This window comes from Actinoplanes sp. NBRC 101535, assembly GCF_030269225.1.
Taxonomy (GTDB): domain Bacteria; phylum Actinomycetota; class Actinomycetes; order Mycobacteriales; family Micromonosporaceae; genus Actinoplanes; species Actinoplanes rectilineatus.
Map to the genome: position 1 here is coordinate 829,187 of NZ_BSSY01000001.1, position 16,489 is coordinate 845,675.

A 16,489-nucleotide genomic window follows, 5' to 3' on the forward strand; every position below is an offset into this window, starting at 1 on the left:
GGATCTACTGCGGGCCGACCGCCGTCACCTTCACGGCGGCGGTCCCGGCCTCGTCCGAGGCCTCCAGGTCGACGGTGGCCTCGATGCCCCAGTCGTGGTCACCCTCCGGGTCCTCGAAGACCTGACGGACCGTCCACACCGCCGGGCCCTGCTCGATGTGCAGGAACGCCGGACCGCGCGCCGCCGGGCCGGTGCCCAGCGAGTCGTACTCCTCGAAGTACTCGGTGATCGCCGCCTGCCAGCGTTCGGCGGTCCAGCCGTTCTCGGCGTCCAGCTCGGCGAGCAGATCCCAGCGGCGCAACGCGGCCAGCTCCACCCGGCGGAACATCGCGTTACGCACCAGCACCCGGAAGGCGCGGGTGTTACGGGTGACCGCGGGCGGCTTGTCGTCGATGCGGACCTCGACCTCCTCGCCGGTCGGATTCTGCAGCCGCGACCACTCGTCGAGCAGGCTGGAGTCGACCTGCCGGACCAGCTCACCGAGCCACTCGACCAGGTCGGTGAGCTCCTCGGTCCGGGCATCCTCCGGCACCGTCTGGCGCAGCGCCCGGTACGCGTCCGCGAGGTACCGCAGCACCAGTCCCTCCGACCGGGACAGGCCGTAGAACGACACGTACTCGGTGAAGGTCATCGCCCGCTCGTACATGTCGCGGACCACGGACTTCGGCTTGATCTCGTAGTCGGCGACCCACGGGTGCCCGCCCTGATACGTCTCGTACGCCGCCTCGAGCAGCTCCCGCAACGGCTGCGGCCAGGTCACGTCCTCGAGGAGCTGCATGCGTTCCTCGTATTCGATGCCCTCGGCCTTCATGGCGTTGACGGCCTCGCCCCGCGCCTTCTTACGCTGCTCGGAGACGATCTGCCGGGGATCCTCCAGCGTCGACTCGATCACCGAGACGACGTCCAGCGGGTACTCCGGAGACTCCTTGTCGAGCAGCTCCAGGCAGGCCAGCGCGAACGGCGACAGCGCCTGGTTGAGGGCGAAGTCCAGCTGCAGGTCGTCGACCAGCTTGTAGACGCCCTCGTCGGTGCGCTCGATGACACCACCGGCGATCAGGGCCCGCGCGATGGCGATGGCCCGCCGGATGTGCCGGCGCTGCGCGGGACGCTCCTCGTGGTTGTCGGTCAGCAGGTGCCGCATCGCCGCGAACGGGTCGGTGCCCCGGTTCATCACGTTCAGCAGCATCGCGTGCGACACCTGGAACGACGACGTCAACGGTTCCGGCTCGGCGTCCACCAGCCGGTCGAAGGTCGGCCGGCCCCAGCCGATGGTGCCCTCCGGCGGCTTCTTGCGGACCACCTTGCGGCGCTTCTTCGGGTCGTCACCGGCCTTCGCCAGGGCCCGCTCGTTGTCGATCACATGCTCGGGCGCCTGCACGATGACGGTGCCGATGGTGTCGTACCCGGCCCGGCCGGCCCGCCCGGCGATCTGGTGGAACTCGCGCGCCTTGAGCAGCCGGGTCTTCACCCCGTCGTACTTGGACAGGCCGGTGAACAGCACGGTGCGGATCGGCACGTTGATGCCGACGCCGAGGGTGTCCGTGCCGCAGATGACCTTCAGGAGGCCGGCCTGCGCCAGGGTCTCCACCAGCCGGCGGTACTTCGGCAGCATGCCCGCGTGGTGCACACCGATGCCGTGCCGGACCAGGCGCGAGAGCGTACGCCCGAAACCGGCCGTGAACCGGAAGTTGCCGATCGCCGCGGCGATCTTCTCCTTCTCCTCGCGCGTGCACATGTTGATGCTCATCAGCGACTGCGCGCGTTCCAGGGCGGCCGCCTGGGTGAAGTGCACGATGTAGACCGGGGACTGCCGGGTGGAGAGGAGTTCCTCGATGGTCTCGTGCAGCGGCGTCATCGCGTACTCGAAAAGGAGCGGAACCGGACGCTCGGCGTTGGCGACCACCGCGGTCTGCCGCCCGGTACGCCGGGAGAGGTCGTCGACGAACCGCGTGGTGTCGCCGAGGGTGGCCGACATCAGCAGGAACTGCGCCTGCGGCAGCTCGATCAGCGGCACCTGCCACGCCCAGCCCCGGTCCGGCTCGGCGTAGAAGTGGAACTCGTCCATGACCACCTGGCCGACGTCGGCGTCGGCGCCCTCGCGCAGCGCCAGGTTGGCCAGGATCTCCGCGGTGCAGCAGATGATCGGGGCGTCCGCGTTGACGCTGGCGTCACCGGTCAGCATGCCGACGTTCTTGGCCCCGAAGACCGCGCAGAGGGCGAAGAACTTCTCGCTGACCAGTGCCTTGATCGGCGCGGTGTAGAAGGTGGTGCGGTCGCCGGCCAGGGCGGCGAAGTGCGCGCCGACGGCGACCAGGCTCTTGCCCGAGCCGGTCGGGGTGTTGAGGATGACGTTCGCGCCGGTCGCGATCTCGATCAGCGCCTCCTCCTGATGCGGATAGAGCGTGATGCCCTGTTCCGTGACCCAGGTCTGGAAGGCGTCGAAGACGGCGTCGGGTTCAGCCGTGCCGGGAATGCGATCGGTCAGCGTCATGATCCCCCCAGTCTCGCAGCTCGCGCTTCGCCGAGCCCAGCAGGGGCACCGCTTGTGGCGTGTGAGGTTTAAGGTCTCTGGCGTGGGTGTTCCCGTGCCGGCGCCGATCTCCGACGGCGACCGCGAGAGAGTGGCCGAGCTGCTGCAGCACGCCTGCGGCGACGGCAGACTCACTCTTGAGGAGTTCAGTGTCCGCGTCGGCGACGTCTGGGCCGCCTCGACCGAGGTGGAGCTGGCGAAGGCCACCGAGGGCCTCGCCGCGACACCGGTGGTGACCTCGGCGCGCACGGTCGACTCGGTGGTCACCGTGTTCGGCGAGCGCAGACGGGTCGGCCGGTGGCGGCTGCGGTCGCAGCGCCTGAACACCTGGACGGTGTTCGGCTCGACAAAACTCGACCTGCGCAGCATGACGACCGGTGAACCGGTCGTGGAGATCGCCGGCGCGTGCGTCTTCGGCGAACTCAAGGTGTTCGTCCCGGAGGGTGTCGAGGTCGAGGTGAGCGGTGCGAGCGCGTTCAGCTCGGAACAGATCAGGCTGGCGGCGGTGCCACGGGTGCCCGGCACACCGGTGATCCGGATGCACGTGCATGCCTGGTTCTGTGCGGTCGAGGTGTTCTCCCTGCCGCCGAACGCGCCTCTGCCGGACTGACGCCTGGCCCCTGTTCACCCCGCCGCCTCCCCGACGGGATGAACCGGGATCTGTCAGGGACGTCTGGGGTCAGAGTTGCGCCTCGGCGGCCGTTGGCCGCCTCCACTCACCGGCCGTTGGCCGCCTCCACGATCTGCACTATCTGGTCCAGTGCCACCGACGGGTTGCCGTTGCTCTGCCGGGCGAGTTCCGCCACGTACTTGAGCACCTGTCGGCATCCTTCGCAGGCCTCGGCGGTGTTCTCCTCGGACGCCGGAGCCTTCTCCGCTATCCGCAGCAGGGCCGTCAGGTCGGCGATGGTGGTGCGCAGCCGGTCCGGATTGAGACCGCCGACGACGATCGGCTGCACGTTCGGGTCGTCGGGCTCGTCGGCAGCCCGCAACACCCCCATCCGGAACGCGATCGCGACCGCATGTGCCTGGTCACGCGCGCCCAGCTGTTGATAGAGGGTCTTCAGCCGGGACTTGACGGTGTTCGGAGAGATGTAGAGGCGGGCCGCCATCTCTCGTGCGGTCTCCCCGGCGGCAAGAGACTCGATCGTCTCCTGCAGGTGTGGGGCCAGAACTGGCCGGATCGCAACGGCACCAGTCTGGCTTCGATGCGTATGCACTGACATGAGTGGGAATGTAGATCTTTCCTTTTTGGACGGCTTCGCCCGCGATCAGTTCGCGACAGAGGATTGGCCCATTCCCATGCCTCAATCCTGCCAGAGTGTCGCCGCCGGTCACGCCCGGGGAGCATGACCGGCGGCGATTGTCGTTTCTGACGCGCTCAGGCTTTCCTCACACCCGCACCAGGGTGGCGATCTCTTCCCACGCCCGCATCACGGTGGCGATCTTTCCTCACGCCCGCATCACGGTGGCGATCTTTCCTCACGCCCGCATCACGGTGGCGATCTTTCCTCACGCCCGCATCACGGTGGCGATCGGGATGCCCGCCGCCCGGATGGCTGGAATGATGCCACCCAGCACGCCGGCGATCAGACCGGCGACGATCCCGGCCACGCCCGCGTCCACCGGGAACTCCACCCCCCGCAGGAGTGGCTCGGACGGCCCGAGAACCGTCACCACCGCCTTGAGGGCCGCGGCACTCACCCCGATCGCGATCGCCGACGTCAACAAGCCGGTGATCAACGTTTCGGCGAGCACGATCCCGGCCAGCAGACTCCGGGGCGTACCGACCGCCCGGCGCAGCGCGAACTCCTCGACCCGCTCACCGACCGTGGCCAGGCCGACGTTGAGGATGCCGGCCACACCGATCAGCAGCACCAGGCCGGCCATCGACAGGAACACCAGCCGCATCAGCTGGAGCTGCTCGGCCATGTCCTCCCGATTCTTGATCTCATCGACGTACGCGTCCTGGCCGATCGCCTTGAGCTTGCTGGTCAGCACCTGCTCGACCGGCGTGGTCCCGGCCAGCAGCACCTGCAGCTCACCGCTGTTCGGATCGGACAGCGAGGCGGTGCCCAGCCAGGTGCTCAGCTCGTCGAGACGCACGTACGCCGTCGGCATGTAGCCGCCGTCGTCGACCACGCCGACGAACTGCGGGGTGAGGTTGGCCGACGCCCCCTTGATCCGCATCTCGGCGGGCACCCGGTACTGCTCGAACGCCTCCGCGGCGTACTTGTTGAGAACCAGACGGGGCGCCATCATCGGCACCGTGGTGAAGTCCAGCCACTCGCCGCTGCTCTGCCGGTACGGCCGGAACTTCCGGACGTCCCCGGTCAGCGCCACCACCTGCATCTCGATGGCCTGCCCCTTGGGGCCGCCGGTGGTGATCTCGGTGCAGTTCCCCTGGTCGTCGCACTCCATCGGGACGCCCCAGTCCTCGCCGATCGGGCCGCCACCCTCGTTGACCGGCCGCACCCCGGGCTCGCCGACGATCGCCCGCATGTTGAGCATGGCCACCGCGTCCGGGCGTCCGGTCACCGCGTCGAGCACGATCCGGGTCGACCGCTCCCCGGCCGGGACGCTCAGCTGCTTGGTGCCGTCCAGGCCCATCTGCAGCTCGATGTCGCCCATCGTGGCCTTCTCGGCGATGCTCGCCCCGGCCTGCACGATCACCACGGCCAGCACACCCAGGAACAGGCTGATCATGGAGAGCAGGGTGCGGGTCTTACGGGCCCGGATGCCCTGCAACCCGATGATCAGCGCGGAGCGTCCCCGCCCGGACAGCCGGATCACGCGTTCACCCGCTCGGTCAGCACGCCCTTGTCGAGATGGGCGATCCGGCCCATCCGGCCGGCGTGCGCCAGGTCGTGGGTGACCAGGATCAGACTGCACCCGCGGGTCGTCGCCGCCAGCAGCGCGTCGATCACCAGGGTGCCGGTCTCGGTGTCCAGCGCGCCGGTCGGCTCGTCGGCCAGCAGGATCTGCGGCTCGCGGACCAGCGCCCGGGCGATCGCCACCCGCTGCTGCTCACCACCGGACATCCGGGACGGCCGGTTCTTGGCCAGGTGCGCGATCTCGACCTGCTCCAGGGCCTGCATGACCCGGGCCCGGCGTTCCCGGCGAGGCAGCCAGCCCTGCCCGTTGACCAGCGCCATCGCCACGTTCTGCGCCGCGGTCAGATGCTTGAGCAGGAAGAACCGCTGGAACACGAAGCCGTAGTGCGAACTGCGCAGTTTCGCCGCCTTGCCCTCCGGCAGCCGGCTGATGTCCCGCCCGGCCAGCGCGTAACTGCCCTGGTCGGCCCGGTCGAACAGGCCCAGCACGCTGAGCAGCGTGCTCTTGCCGGAACCGGACCGGCCCACGATGGCCAGGCTCTCCCCGGCATGCACCCGCAGGTCGACACCGTCCAGGATGGTCCGTGGCTCCTTCTGCCCCTTGAGCACCTTGGTGATGCCCTGAAGCTCGATGATCGGGCTGGTCACCCGGTGCCCTCCTGCGTCTCCGCCTCCGGGGCGGGCAGGTTCGGTCCCGGCACGGCGATGGTCTCGGTGCCGGTCAGACCCTTCTTGATCTCGACGACCTTGCCGTCGGACATGCCCAGGACGACATCCACCGTCTTACGGGTCCGCTCCTCGCCGACCACGACGTCGACCTTGCCCTTGCCCTGCGAGCCCGCGACCGCCTCGACCGGCAGCACCATCGCCTTCTCCACCGTGCCGGTGACCACGTCCAGGGTCACGTCGGTGCCGTTGATCATCTTGATCTTCTTCGGCGCCTTGCAGACCAGCTGCATGCCGGTCGCCTCCGAACCGCTGCCGGCGGCGGACTCACTCTCGGGCTCCTCCACCGGGGGAGCCGCGGAAGCGCCACCGGCCGGCTTCGTCGCGGTCGCCGTCGGCTCCGGCGCCGGGATGCTGCCGGCCGGCATGGCCGCGATCGACCCGATCGCCGTACACGAGAACGGACCCGGACCGTCCTTGATCTGCGCCTTGACCGACTCGATGGCACCGGAGATCCGGTAGGCCTGCGCACTGTCGATGGTCGCCACGATCCCGTAACCGACGTGCCGCGCCGACACCACCGGCATGCCCTCGGTCACCGTCGACTTCTCCGCCATCAGGCGCCCGGCCATGATCGACCCCTTCGGGATCGACACCCGGTGCTGCGCCCCGCCCTTCCACACCGTCGCCACCCACACCGGCTGGGTGGCCGCGGTGGTCTGCGGCGCCCGCTGCATCCACCGCAACTCGCCGTCGTGCGGCGCCCCGATGCCGAACACCGGATCGATGGTCACCTTGCCGGACAGGCTGATCTGGTTCGTCAGGTCCTGCCGGGTGGGAGTCACCGTGGTCAACACCGTGCCACGCGCCTCCAGCCCCGGCGTCTGCGCTTCCTCGGCGGTCGAAGTGCACCCGGCCAGCATCACCACCGAGGCGGCTACCGCGCCCACACCGTGCCTGCGTCTGCCCACCCGTTCCCCACTTCCGATCGTCGGATGCCGATCGGGCGGAGATCACCCTGTGATCAAACTGTGGATCGGCGCGGGAGACGGTACCGGAGACCCGCAACCACACGGCGCAGTGCTTCGGTCACCCCTTTCTGGTTGTACGGGGGAAAGCACTCCTATCTTCGACCCACACCGTCGGGCAGGAACTGGCGCAGCAACGACACCAGATCACCCGGCACAACCGGCTTGTCCAGGTATTCCACCGCCCCGGAGTCGAACGCCGACATGATGTCGTCCCGCGTCGCCTTACCACTCATCATGATCACCGGGACTCCGGCGGTGGCCGCATCCGCCTGAATCCGCGAACACAGACTCACCCCGTCCAACTCCGGCATCACCATGTCCAGGACCACCAGATCGGGGCGTACCTCCCCGAGCACCTCCAGAGCATCCCGCCCGTCCTCGGCGGTGATCGTCCGGTACCCGGCCTTACGCAGGAAGAAAGCGATCAGATCACGGGTGCCCGGGTCGTCGTCGGCGATCAGGACGGTGGGGGCGGCGGCCATCGGTCGGCTCCTGACAATCGTGCGGCGGGGGTCGTCGCCACTGATCGGCCCGCCCGCTGCGCCGTCCAGCGGAACCGAGGTTGCGGATGGGGAGCGCAAATCCGTGGCTCTGTGGCTCTGTGGCTTCGTCGTTCCGTGGCTCAGTGGCTCAGTGGCTCCGTCGTTTCGTCGTTCCGTTGCTTCGTCGTTCCGTTGCTTCGTTGCTTCGTTGCTTCGTTGCTTCGTTGCTTCGGAACCGGGGGCGCGGATGGGAGCGAAAATCCGTCGCCACTCCGGGAGGGCGCGGCTACGGTGGCGGCATGCAATACCTGTTCTTCCTCTGAGAGCGACTCCGCACCCCAGCGCCGGAGTCCGCTCACCCCTGCCCGAATCCGTCCGGGACCGTCACGGTCCGGGCCGTGAGGCGGGGCCGTTCCGCAGAGGAAGAACCCCATGCCCAGCACCACCGATCTGCCCGGCATCACCCTGCCCGCCCGTGCCGCCGACGGCCTCTCTGCCCGTGCCGATGCTGGTGGTCTGCCCGCCCGTGCCGATGCCGGTGGCCTGCCCGCCGGTGCCGCCGCCCAGCTCATCGCCGTCGGCCTGGGCGTCACCCGGGGCGGCACTCTCGTCCTGGACGGCGTGGACCTGACCGTCACACCCGGCGCCCGCTGGGGCGTGGTGGGCGAGAACGGCCGCGGCAAGACCACCCTCCTGCACCTGCTGGCCGGTCTGCTGACCCCCGACGCCGGAACCGTACGCCGCGTAGGAACCCTGGGCCTGGCCCTCCAAGAGCTGAGGTTCCCGCCCGCCGCCACGGTCGACGACGTCATCGCCGTGGAGTTGGCGGGCGCCCGTGCAGCCCTGCAGTCTCTGGAGGAAGCCGCCCAGGCGTTGGCCTCGGCCGCCGATCCCGCATCGGCTCCGGCGTCTACTGCCGTTCCTGATGCCGGTTTGTCGTCTTCCGCCGGTTTATCGTCTTCCGCAGACTTGTCGTCTTCCGCAGACTTGTCGTCTTCCGCCGGCTTGCCATCTTTCGCAGGCTTGTCGTCTTCCACGCGGGCCGTTGCTCTCGGAGCGGCCGAGGACCAATATGCCGATGCCCTGGCCGCCGCTGAAATTCTGGAGGCCTGGGACGCCGAACGTCGCGTGGACCAAGCCCTGGAACACCTCGGCGCGGTCACCGACCGGTCCCGCCCGCTGAACACGCTCTCGGTGGGCCAGCGCCATCGGGTACGCCTAGCGAGCCTGCTCGGCGCCCACCACGACTTCCTGCTGCTGGACGAGCCGACGAACCACCTGGACGCAGAGGCGCTGGACTTCCTCACCGCCCGCCTGCGGTCCCACCCCGGCGGCTTGGTGCTGGTGAGTCACGACCGGGCGCTGCTGACCGACGTGACCACCGGCATCCTCGACCTGGATCCGGCGATAGACGGCCGCCCGGCAACTCACGGCGGCGGCTACCAGGCTTTCCGGGTGGCACGGGAGGCCGCCCTCCGGAGGTGGGAACAGGAGTACGCCACCCAGCAGACAGTCCGCTCCCGCCTGGAACGTGACCTGTCCGAAGCCCAGAGCCGCCTGGTGTCCGGGTGGCGCCCGGACAAGGGCGTCGACAAACATCGGCGGGCGACCCGCGCCCCCGGCTCAGTCCGCGCCGTCCACCGCCGCCAGGAAGACCTGAACCGGCACGCCGTGACAGCCCCCGAGCCACCCGCCCGCTTCACGATGCCCGACCTGCCATCGGCGCCGCCCGGCCTGACCCTGGTGCAGGCCTCGGAGGTTGTGATCGCTGGCCGCCTGCATGACCCGGTGACCCTCACCGTCGAGCCGGGTGCCCGTCTTCTGATAACCGGGGCGAACGGCGCCGGCAAGTCGACGCTGCTAGCCGCGCTGGCCGGCCTCATCGAACCCACCACCGGCCGGGTGACGCACGCTCCCGGCATCCGGGTGGCCCACCTGCCTCAGGAGACCCGACCATCCCAGGAAGCCCCAGACCCCGCCCATCGCGACGCCGCCGAGGCGAGGCCTGCCCGTCCGTTGCCAAGTGGGCTTCAGATGCCGGACGGTCAACACGTGCCGGACGGTCAACACATGCCGGGCAGGCGAAACGTAGCGGGCAGTCAACACGTCCCGACCGCACCGGGTGGTCGACACGTGCTCGGTGGCCAACGTGTGCCGAGCGGTCAACATGTGCCTGGTGGCCAACACGAGCGCGACGGTCAATATGAGCCCGATGGTCAGCGCGAGCCCGAAGGTCAGCACGAGCCCGAAGGTCAGCACGAGCCCGAAGGTCAGCACGAGCCCGAAGGTCAGCACGAGCCCGAGGGTCAGCACGAGCCTGATGGTCAACATGTGTCGAGCGGGCACCGGGTGGTGACTGGGGAGCAGTTGTCGACCGGGCAGCGGAGGCGGCTGGCACTCGCCGAGGTTCTCGCTACCGAGCCGCACGTGATCCTGCTCGACGAGCCGACCAACCACCTGTCGATCACGATGGTCGACGGATTGACGCGGGCGCTGCGGGAGACATCGGCGGCGGTGGTCATCGCCACCCACGACCGCCAGGTGCGCCGAGACTTGGCCGACTGGCCGGTGCTGGAACTCTCCAGCCCGCCCGAAACTTGAGTTGACCACATGTTGATTCCTGTCAAGATGAGCCGGATTCGGCACTCATGTTGACGAGATGAACATGTTGACTGGACCGCGCGCGGAGCCTGCACACCGTTGAAACTGCGAAACCACACAAGGCGGTAGTGCGGACGACGGGACCTCGTCTGTACTGCACAAGGCGCTTGCCTGTGCTGAACAAGGCGGTGGTGCGGACGACGGGACCTCGTCCGCACCACCTGTTCAGGGGGACTTACTTCTTGTGGGTGGAGGCCTTCTCGCCGGCGCCCGCCTCTTCGGCGGCACCGTTCTCGTCGGCGTTCTCGTCCTCGGCGCCGGCCGCGTCCTCGGCGCCCTGGTCGGCGCCTTCCTCGGCGGCACCGTTGTCGGCACCCTCCTCGGCGTCGCCCAGACCGGCGACGGCCTTCGCGTCGGCGAGGGTCAGGCAGGCCTGCAGGAACTCGGCCTGAGCGGCGGTGACGGCCTCGGCGGCGGCAGCGGCGTCGTCGGCGCCGGCCTCGTCCTCAGCAGCGCCTTCCTCGGCGCCGGCCTCGTCGGCACCCTCTTCGGCAGCGCCCTCTTCGGCGGCGCCTTCCTCGGCGGCACCTTCCTCGGCGGCGCCCTCTTCAGCGGCGCCCTCCTCGGCGGCCTCCTCCTTCTCCTTCTTCTTGCCCTTCAGGATCTTGGCGTACTTCTTGGCCTTCGCCTTGGCGTCCTGCTCGGCGGCGCCGGGGTGCTCGGCTGCCTCCTCCGCTTCCTCGGCGGCGTCCTCTCCGGCTGCCGCCGCCACGTCTGCGGCGAACGTGTCACAGGCCAGTTCCAGGGCGGCCGCGGACTCCACAGCCACCTCGGCCGGGTCCTGCGCGCCGGCCTCTTCGACCGGGGCGAGCTCTTCGCCGTCACAGACCACAGCACCGGCGTTGATCTGCAGCGCTTCGCACTGCGAGACGTCGAACTGCTGACCGTCGACGTTGATCAGGTCGACTGCCTTGGCCTCCGTGCTTGCGGAAGCCAGCTGGACGCCCGTCAGGCCCGCTGCGGCAAGAACTCCGGCCACCACTACCGCGCCCAGAGTCTTGCGCCGGTTGCTGAGGTTGGCGGGGTTCCGTCGGTACGTGCGCGACCTCATGATCACTCCTCGTCGTTGGACGTCGATGTCACCGGTTGCGGGCCAGTACGGGAGCAGGCGTGCGAAGGGTTCAAACCGAATCCGCGCCGAGACCCGCCGTGAGCCTCTTTTTGACCGAGAAAAGCCAGGTCAGAGGGGTGTGAGGAGAATTCCGAAAAAGTACCCCGATGGGGGTACGGCCACAGTCGGCGAACCGCCGGCGATTACGAATCGTGACGGCGGGCGGGTGGCAGCGGCTCGGGCCTCAGCGGACGGGGTGGTGGCGGATCGGGCGTCGACGGACCGGGTGGTGACGATCAGGCGGCGACGGACGAGGCGGCGACGGACTCGACATGTTTCGTCATCAGGGTCCGCGTGGTGACTTCAGCCGCCCATCCCGCCCGTAATCACCACACCGCCATGGGTGTGGTGACTTGGGGCGTCCAGCGCGCCCGTATTCACCACACCGCCATGGGTGTGGTGACTTGGGGCGTCCAGCGCGCCCGTATTCACCACACCGCCACGGGTGTGATGACTTCAGGCGTCCAGCGCGCCCGAAATCACCACGCGGACGGGCTTCGTGCCCTGACCGCAAAACGTGTCTAGGCGGCGACGGACCAGGCGGAGACGGACCAGGCGGCGACGGGCCAGGCGGCGACGGTGGGCTGGATCGGCACCGCGCGGCCGGACCGAACGGGCTCGTATCGACCGGCATGCGCGGAGAATGCCGACGGTGAACGGTGATTCGGTCGTTCAAGCGGACCGGACGGGGCCAGAATGAGGATCAGGTCCGGACCGATCATTCCGCCTCGGAGGCAGGCGTCGGCAGAGCGACTTGTCGATTAATGACGAAATTTCCGGCATTTCGGCGAGAGAGCGAGCCTGCGATGGACCAAGGGGGCGGAGAACGGGAACTGATGGTCCAGTTGACCATCACTCATCGCGCCGGGAACTGGAGACAGAGGGGAGATATGAAGGAATCGCAGCCTCGAATGAGCCGGCCGCGAAATTCGCCCGATGAGAGGGCCGAAATCGACGGTGATGGCGTTCGGGGGCGAGAAAATCATTGACGCACCACCGATCGGAGAACGCGATAGTTAATCGTCGGCGGCAAATCGTCCCGGAACGGGACCATACTGTGCCTCATGCCGGATTCGGGGCGCTTTTGCGCGTACCCCCGAAAGGGCGGGATGAACCGCCCGGCGCCGCCCAGAGACTGTAGAGGTGTGACTGATCGAGCGCGGCGCGATGCGCTGCTGGTGGTGCGGGCTCAACTCGGTGACCGGCGGGCGCTGGCCGAGCTGGTCAGCCACTGGCATGACCCGATATGGCGATATATCCGGCGAATGCTGGACCGTCCCGGTGCCGCCGACGACGTGGCGCAGGAGGCGTGGGCGGCGGCGCTGCGAGCGCTTCCCCGGTTGCGGGACCCTGACCGTTTCGCGCCGTGGCTGATGACGATCGCCCGCCGGGCCGTTCTTGATCAGCTTCGGGAGCGCTATCGGCCGGAGCCGGGCGGCGAGGCTACCGTGCACCACTCCGACGAGGCGGACGAGGCTCTCGACCGGGCGATCGTCGCCGACGGGCTGGCCGGTCTGCCGCCCGTCGAACGGGAGGTCCTGATCCTCTACTACCTGCACGACCTGTCCGCGGAGGACTGCGCCCAGATTCTCGGCGTACCCCGGGGGACCGTGAAATCGCGGCTGTTCCGGGCCCGCCGCATGCTGCGCGCCCACCTGATCGAAAGGGGTCTGACCCATGAGTGACCGTCCGGGCTTCACCCCCGATCGGCTGCTGCGCGGCACCTCGCTGCCGAACCGTCTGGCGCACGTCCTGGCCGGTCTCGGCGGCCTCGCCATGGCCTCGATGATCACCCTGCTGTGGGCGACCGAACCGGCTCCGCTGCCGGCCCGTACCCGCCTGGCCTTCGCCGCCATGATCGCTATCGGTCTGGCCTGGGTCGTCGTCGGGTCCTGGGCGCTGCGGCGGCGTCCGCTGTTCGCCGTCGACCGGGTGATCGCCGGCTGGCTGGCGACGATCTGCTGCGCCGCCCTGACCGCGGGGAGTGTCCTGCTGGGCGTGTCCCGGCACAGCCTGCCCGCCGTCCTCGCCGCGGTCCTGGGCCTGGTGATGACGGCGGCCGCGCTCACCCTGCTGGTCCGCGCCCGCTCTCGTCGTGATCAGTTGCGACGCGATCTGCGCCGGCGGTCCGCAGAACACCCCGGGTGAGCCAGGTGGCGACGAGCGCGACCAGGCACAACACTGCCAGGCTGACGAACCCGGCCCGGAACGATCCGGTGGCGTCCTTGACCGCCCCGAGCGCGTAGACGAACGCGAAGCTCCCCAGGTTGGCGCAGAAGTTGCCGAACCCGCTGATCAGGCCGGCGCTGCGGGTCCCCAGCACGTCGATGGGCAGGGCGAACAGTGGACCGAAATAGATCTGCACGAAGATCGAGATGAGGGCGACCACGGCCAGCACCGCCGGCATCCCCGGCGCCCAGGTGAGCATCGCGAGTCCGGCGGCCAGGGCGGTGAGCGCCGTCCCGATGATCAGCAACGGTCGGCCGAGCCGGTCCGAGAGGTATCCGCCGAGGAAGTTCGCGGGGGCGGTCACCGCCGCGCCGAGGGCGGTGACCATGCCGGCCGTCGCGAGGGTCTGCCCCCGGTCGACCACCAGGTACGTCGGCAGCCAGAACGTGAACCCCTGCACCACGGCGAGCCGGGCGAACTGGATCAGGCCGGTCAGCCACATGACCGGGTGACGGAGCAGCCCCGGCAGTTCGGTGATCCGCTGCTGTCCCGGGCTGCGGGGGTCGGCGCCGGAGGTCCGCCGGTACAGCGCCAGGGCCAGCAGTCCGGCCGCCGCGAACGCGACGAACAGGAACCGCCAGCCGAGCGGCTCGACCAGGAACGGGCCGACCGAGCTGAGCAGCACGTTCGACGAGAAGCCGCCGACCACGTAGAGCCCCATCGCGGTGGCACGCCGGTCGGTCGGGAACTGGTGGGTCATCAGCAGCATGCCGGGGGCGAAGATCAGGGCGCGGAACACGCCGGCGACCGCCTGGTTGACCAGGAGCAGGGTGAACGAGTCGAGCACGGTGAACTGGGCGGCGAGCAGGTTGGTGCCGAGCAGCCCGATCAGGAAGATCCGGCGCGGGGTGAACCGGTCGGCCAGGTAGCCGGACGGGATCTGCATGAGCGCATACGCCAGGTTGCCGCTCGCGGCGAGCATCCCGGCCTGGGCGAAGGTCAGCCCGAGGTCGGCGCGGATCAGCGGCAGGAACAGCGCGATGCCGCCGAGCAGGAGGCCCTGGGTGCTCTGGCAGATCACGAGCAGGGCGATGACGAATCGGCGGTTCACTCTTCGGGACCTTACGGTCCCATCGATGGGGTGCTAGAGTAACCCCATTGGGGTTACATGTGGAGGTGAACCGTGGTGCCGAAGATCAACGTCTATCTGCCCGACGAACTCGCCGAGGCCGTCAAGGAGACGGGTGTGCCCGTCTCGGCGATCTGCCAGCGCGCTCTGGAACAAGCGGTCCGCCGGGTCGTCGCCGTTCGGGAGACCGCGCTCGGCGACCTCACCCCGGACGACCTGGCCGAGCGCTTCCCCAACCTGACACCCCGCACCCGCGCGGTGCTGGCGGCCGCGATCGACGCCGGCGCGGGTGGTCCGGTGAACACGGGGCACCTTCTCACCGCGATGATCAACGGCGGGGACAACCTGGGCGTCCGGGTGCTGCACGCGATCGACATCGACCCGGCCGCGGTGCTCGCCGACCTCGGGCGCCGCACCGACACCGAGACCGGCCAGTCCGCGCGGTTCAGTGTCCCGGCGAGCGGCGCGCTGGAACTCGCCGTCACCGAGGCGACCGCCTTCGGGCACAACTACGTCGGGTGCGAGCACCTGCTGCTCGGCCTGGTCACCGAGCCGGACGGGGTCGCCGGTCAGGTGCTGCGCGGCCGGGGCGCCGAGCCGCGGCTGACCCGGCGGGCCACCACGGCGGCGCTCTCCGGCTACGTGCACCTGCGAGCCCAGGGCGGCGGCGAACCGGCCGGCATGCAGGCCTTCACCGAGGCGTTGCAGCAGCAACTCCGGCCGATCATCGAGCGCATCGAGCGCCTCGAACAGCGGTGACCGTCCTGCGCCGGCTGGCCGTGCCGGCAGTGGTGGCGGTTCTGGTCTTCCTGCCGTTACTGCTGGGGTGAGAGGGTGAGCCATGCGAATCCGGGGCTTCGGCCTGCCCGACGGGGAATCGATCGACCTCTACGCCGACGGTGACCGCTGGACCAGCGACCCGGTTCCGGGCGCCGACGTGGTCGCCGAGGGGTGGATCCTCCCCGGCCTGGTCGACGCACACACCCACCCGGGGGCGGCGGCGCCCGGCGCTCCGCTCGACGACGAGATCCTCCGCGACGACCTGCGCGCCCATCTCCGCTCCGGTGTCGCGGTGATCCGGTCGCCCGGGCTGGCCGGCGATCCGCCGGACTGGTTCGGGCACAGCGACGACAGCCCACGGGCCAGCCACGCCGGCCCGTGGATCGCCCAGCACGACCAGTTCTTCGACGGCTGGGGGCGCAGGCCCGGACTCGACGACCTGCCCGCGGTCGCCGCCGAGCAGGCGTCCCGGACCGGCTGGGCGAAAGTGGTCGCCGACTGGAAGTTCGGTGATCCGGTCATCCCGCTCGAGGTGCTACGGGAGGCGGTGACCCGGGTGCACGCGGCCGGCGGCCGTCTCGCCGTGCACTCCCAGCATCCGGAGGGCGGCCGGGTCGCCGTCGAGGCCGGCGTCGACTCCCTCGAACACGGCATGGGCCTCGACCCCGAGCTGCTGTCCCGGATGGCCGTGCAGGGCACCGCGCTGACCCCCACCCTGTCGGTGATCAGCCGTTCGCTGGCCGAGGGCGGGCGCGCCGACTGGTACGTCGCGGGCGCGAGCGCCCACCCGGCGCTGACCGCGGCCGCCGTCGAGGCCGGCGTGACCGTGCTGGCCGGCACCGACTCCCGGCCACACGGCCGGATCGGCGACGAGATCCGCGCGATGGTCACCGCCGGGGTGCCCGTGCACGACGCGCTCGGCGCCGCCTCCTGGACGGCCCGCACCTACCTGGGGCTCGGCGGCCTCAACGACGGGGCGCCGGCCGATGCGGTGGTCTACGGCGCCGACCCGCGCCACGATCTGAGCGTGCTCGACGAGCCGCTGGCCGTGATCGTGCGGGGTCGCCTGATTCATCTCGGTCAGAGATGAAAACCC

General features: G+C 69.6%; 14 protein-coding genes. 6 read left to right on the forward strand and 8 right to left on the reverse strand.

Annotated elements, in window-relative coordinates; translation table 11 throughout:
- Positions 1-4 precede the first annotated feature (4 nt).
- A complete protein-coding gene (locus QSK32_RS03555; protein WP_045747135.1) occupies positions 5-2,491 on the reverse strand; it encodes a DEAD/DEAH box helicase in 2,487 nt (828 codons plus the stop codon).
- An 82-nt stretch (positions 2,492-2,573) separates the two neighbouring features.
- On the opposite strand from QSK32_RS03555, the gene QSK32_RS03560 reads away from it, so the two are divergent.
- Positions 2,574-3,140, forward strand: coding sequence for a DUF1707 SHOCT-like domain-containing protein (locus tag QSK32_RS03560; protein WP_285471175.1), 567 nt, complete (start codon positions 2,574-2,576; stop codon positions 3,138-3,140).
- Between the two features lie 106 nt (positions 3,141-3,246).
- On the opposite strand, the gene QSK32_RS03565 is transcribed toward QSK32_RS03560, so the two are convergent.
- From QSK32_RS03565 to QSK32_RS03585, 5 genes are all read right to left on the reverse strand, one after another.
- Positions 3,247-3,756, reverse strand: coding sequence for a response regulator transcription factor (locus QSK32_RS03565; protein ID WP_045747133.1), 510 nt, complete (start codon positions 3,754-3,756; stop codon positions 3,247-3,249).
- A 286-nt stretch (positions 3,757-4,042) separates the two neighbouring features.
- On the reverse strand, positions 4,043-5,323 hold the full coding sequence (locus QSK32_RS03570; protein ID WP_285471176.1) for an ABC transporter permease: 1,281 nt from the start codon (positions 5,321-5,323) through the stop codon (positions 4,043-4,045).
- On the reverse strand, positions 5,320-6,012 hold the full coding sequence (locus tag QSK32_RS03575; protein ID WP_045747131.1) for an ABC transporter ATP-binding protein: 693 nt from the start codon (positions 6,010-6,012) through the stop codon (positions 5,320-5,322). The genes QSK32_RS03570 and QSK32_RS03575 overlap by 4 nt, the downstream gene beginning before the upstream one ends.
- The gene (locus QSK32_RS03580; RefSeq protein WP_245674281.1) at positions 6,009-7,001 is read right to left on the reverse strand and encodes an efflux RND transporter periplasmic adaptor subunit; all 993 of its coding nucleotides are present in this window, start codon (positions 6,999-7,001) and stop codon (positions 6,009-6,011) included. The genes QSK32_RS03575 and QSK32_RS03580 overlap by 4 nt, the downstream gene beginning before the upstream one ends.
- A gap of 152 nt (positions 7,002-7,153) precedes the next feature.
- Complete coding sequence (locus tag QSK32_RS03585) at positions 7,154-7,543, reverse strand: response regulator (protein WP_045747130.1); 390 nt, start codon at positions 7,541-7,543, stop codon at positions 7,154-7,156.
- 432 nt (positions 7,544-7,975) lie between these two features.
- On the opposite strand from QSK32_RS03585, the gene QSK32_RS03590 reads away from it, so the two are divergent.
- Positions 7,976-10,144, forward strand: coding sequence for an ATP-binding cassette domain-containing protein (locus tag QSK32_RS03590; protein ID WP_285471177.1), 2,169 nt, complete (start codon positions 7,976-7,978; stop codon positions 10,142-10,144).
- Between the two features lie 235 nt (positions 10,145-10,379).
- Here QSK32_RS03590 and QSK32_RS03595 read toward each other — a convergent pair whose 3' ends face one another.
- On the reverse strand, positions 10,380-11,255 hold the full coding sequence (locus QSK32_RS03595) for a hypothetical protein (protein WP_285471178.1): 876 nt from the start codon (positions 11,253-11,255) through the stop codon (positions 10,380-10,382).
- Positions 11,256-12,460: 1,205 nt separating this feature from the next.
- On the opposite strand from QSK32_RS03595, the gene QSK32_RS03600 reads away from it, so the two are divergent.
- The gene (locus QSK32_RS03600; protein ID WP_245674280.1) at positions 12,461-13,000 is read left to right on the forward strand and encodes an RNA polymerase sigma factor; all 540 of its coding nucleotides are present in this window, start codon (positions 12,461-12,463) and stop codon (positions 12,998-13,000) included.
- Positions 12,993-13,463 carry a hypothetical protein gene (locus tag QSK32_RS03605; RefSeq protein WP_045747127.1) on the forward strand — a complete coding sequence of 157 codons (471 nt, stop codon included), beginning with the start codon at positions 12,993-12,995 and terminating at the stop codon, positions 13,461-13,463. The genes QSK32_RS03600 and QSK32_RS03605 overlap by 8 nt, the downstream gene beginning before the upstream one ends.
- Here the strand turns inward: QSK32_RS03605 and QSK32_RS03610 are convergent.
- Positions 13,381-14,595, reverse strand: a complete 1,215-nt coding sequence (locus QSK32_RS03610) for an MFS transporter (RefSeq protein WP_045747126.1) — start codon at positions 14,593-14,595, stop codon at positions 13,381-13,383. The genes QSK32_RS03605 and QSK32_RS03610 overlap by 83 nt on opposite strands.
- A gap of 75 nt (positions 14,596-14,670) precedes the next feature.
- Between QSK32_RS03610 and QSK32_RS03615 the strand changes: the two genes are divergently transcribed.
- Together QSK32_RS03615 and QSK32_RS03620 are read left to right on the forward strand one after the other, a co-directional pair.
- On the forward strand, positions 14,671-15,372 hold the full coding sequence (locus tag QSK32_RS03615; RefSeq protein WP_045747145.1) for a Clp protease N-terminal domain-containing protein: 702 nt from the start codon (positions 14,671-14,673) through the stop codon (positions 15,370-15,372).
- 82 nt (positions 15,373-15,454) lie between these two features.
- Positions 15,455-16,483, forward strand: a complete 1,029-nt coding sequence (locus QSK32_RS03620) for an amidohydrolase family protein (RefSeq protein ID WP_052721116.1) — start codon at positions 15,455-15,457, stop codon at positions 16,481-16,483.
- The last annotated feature ends 6 nt before the right edge of the window (positions 16,484-16,489 follow it).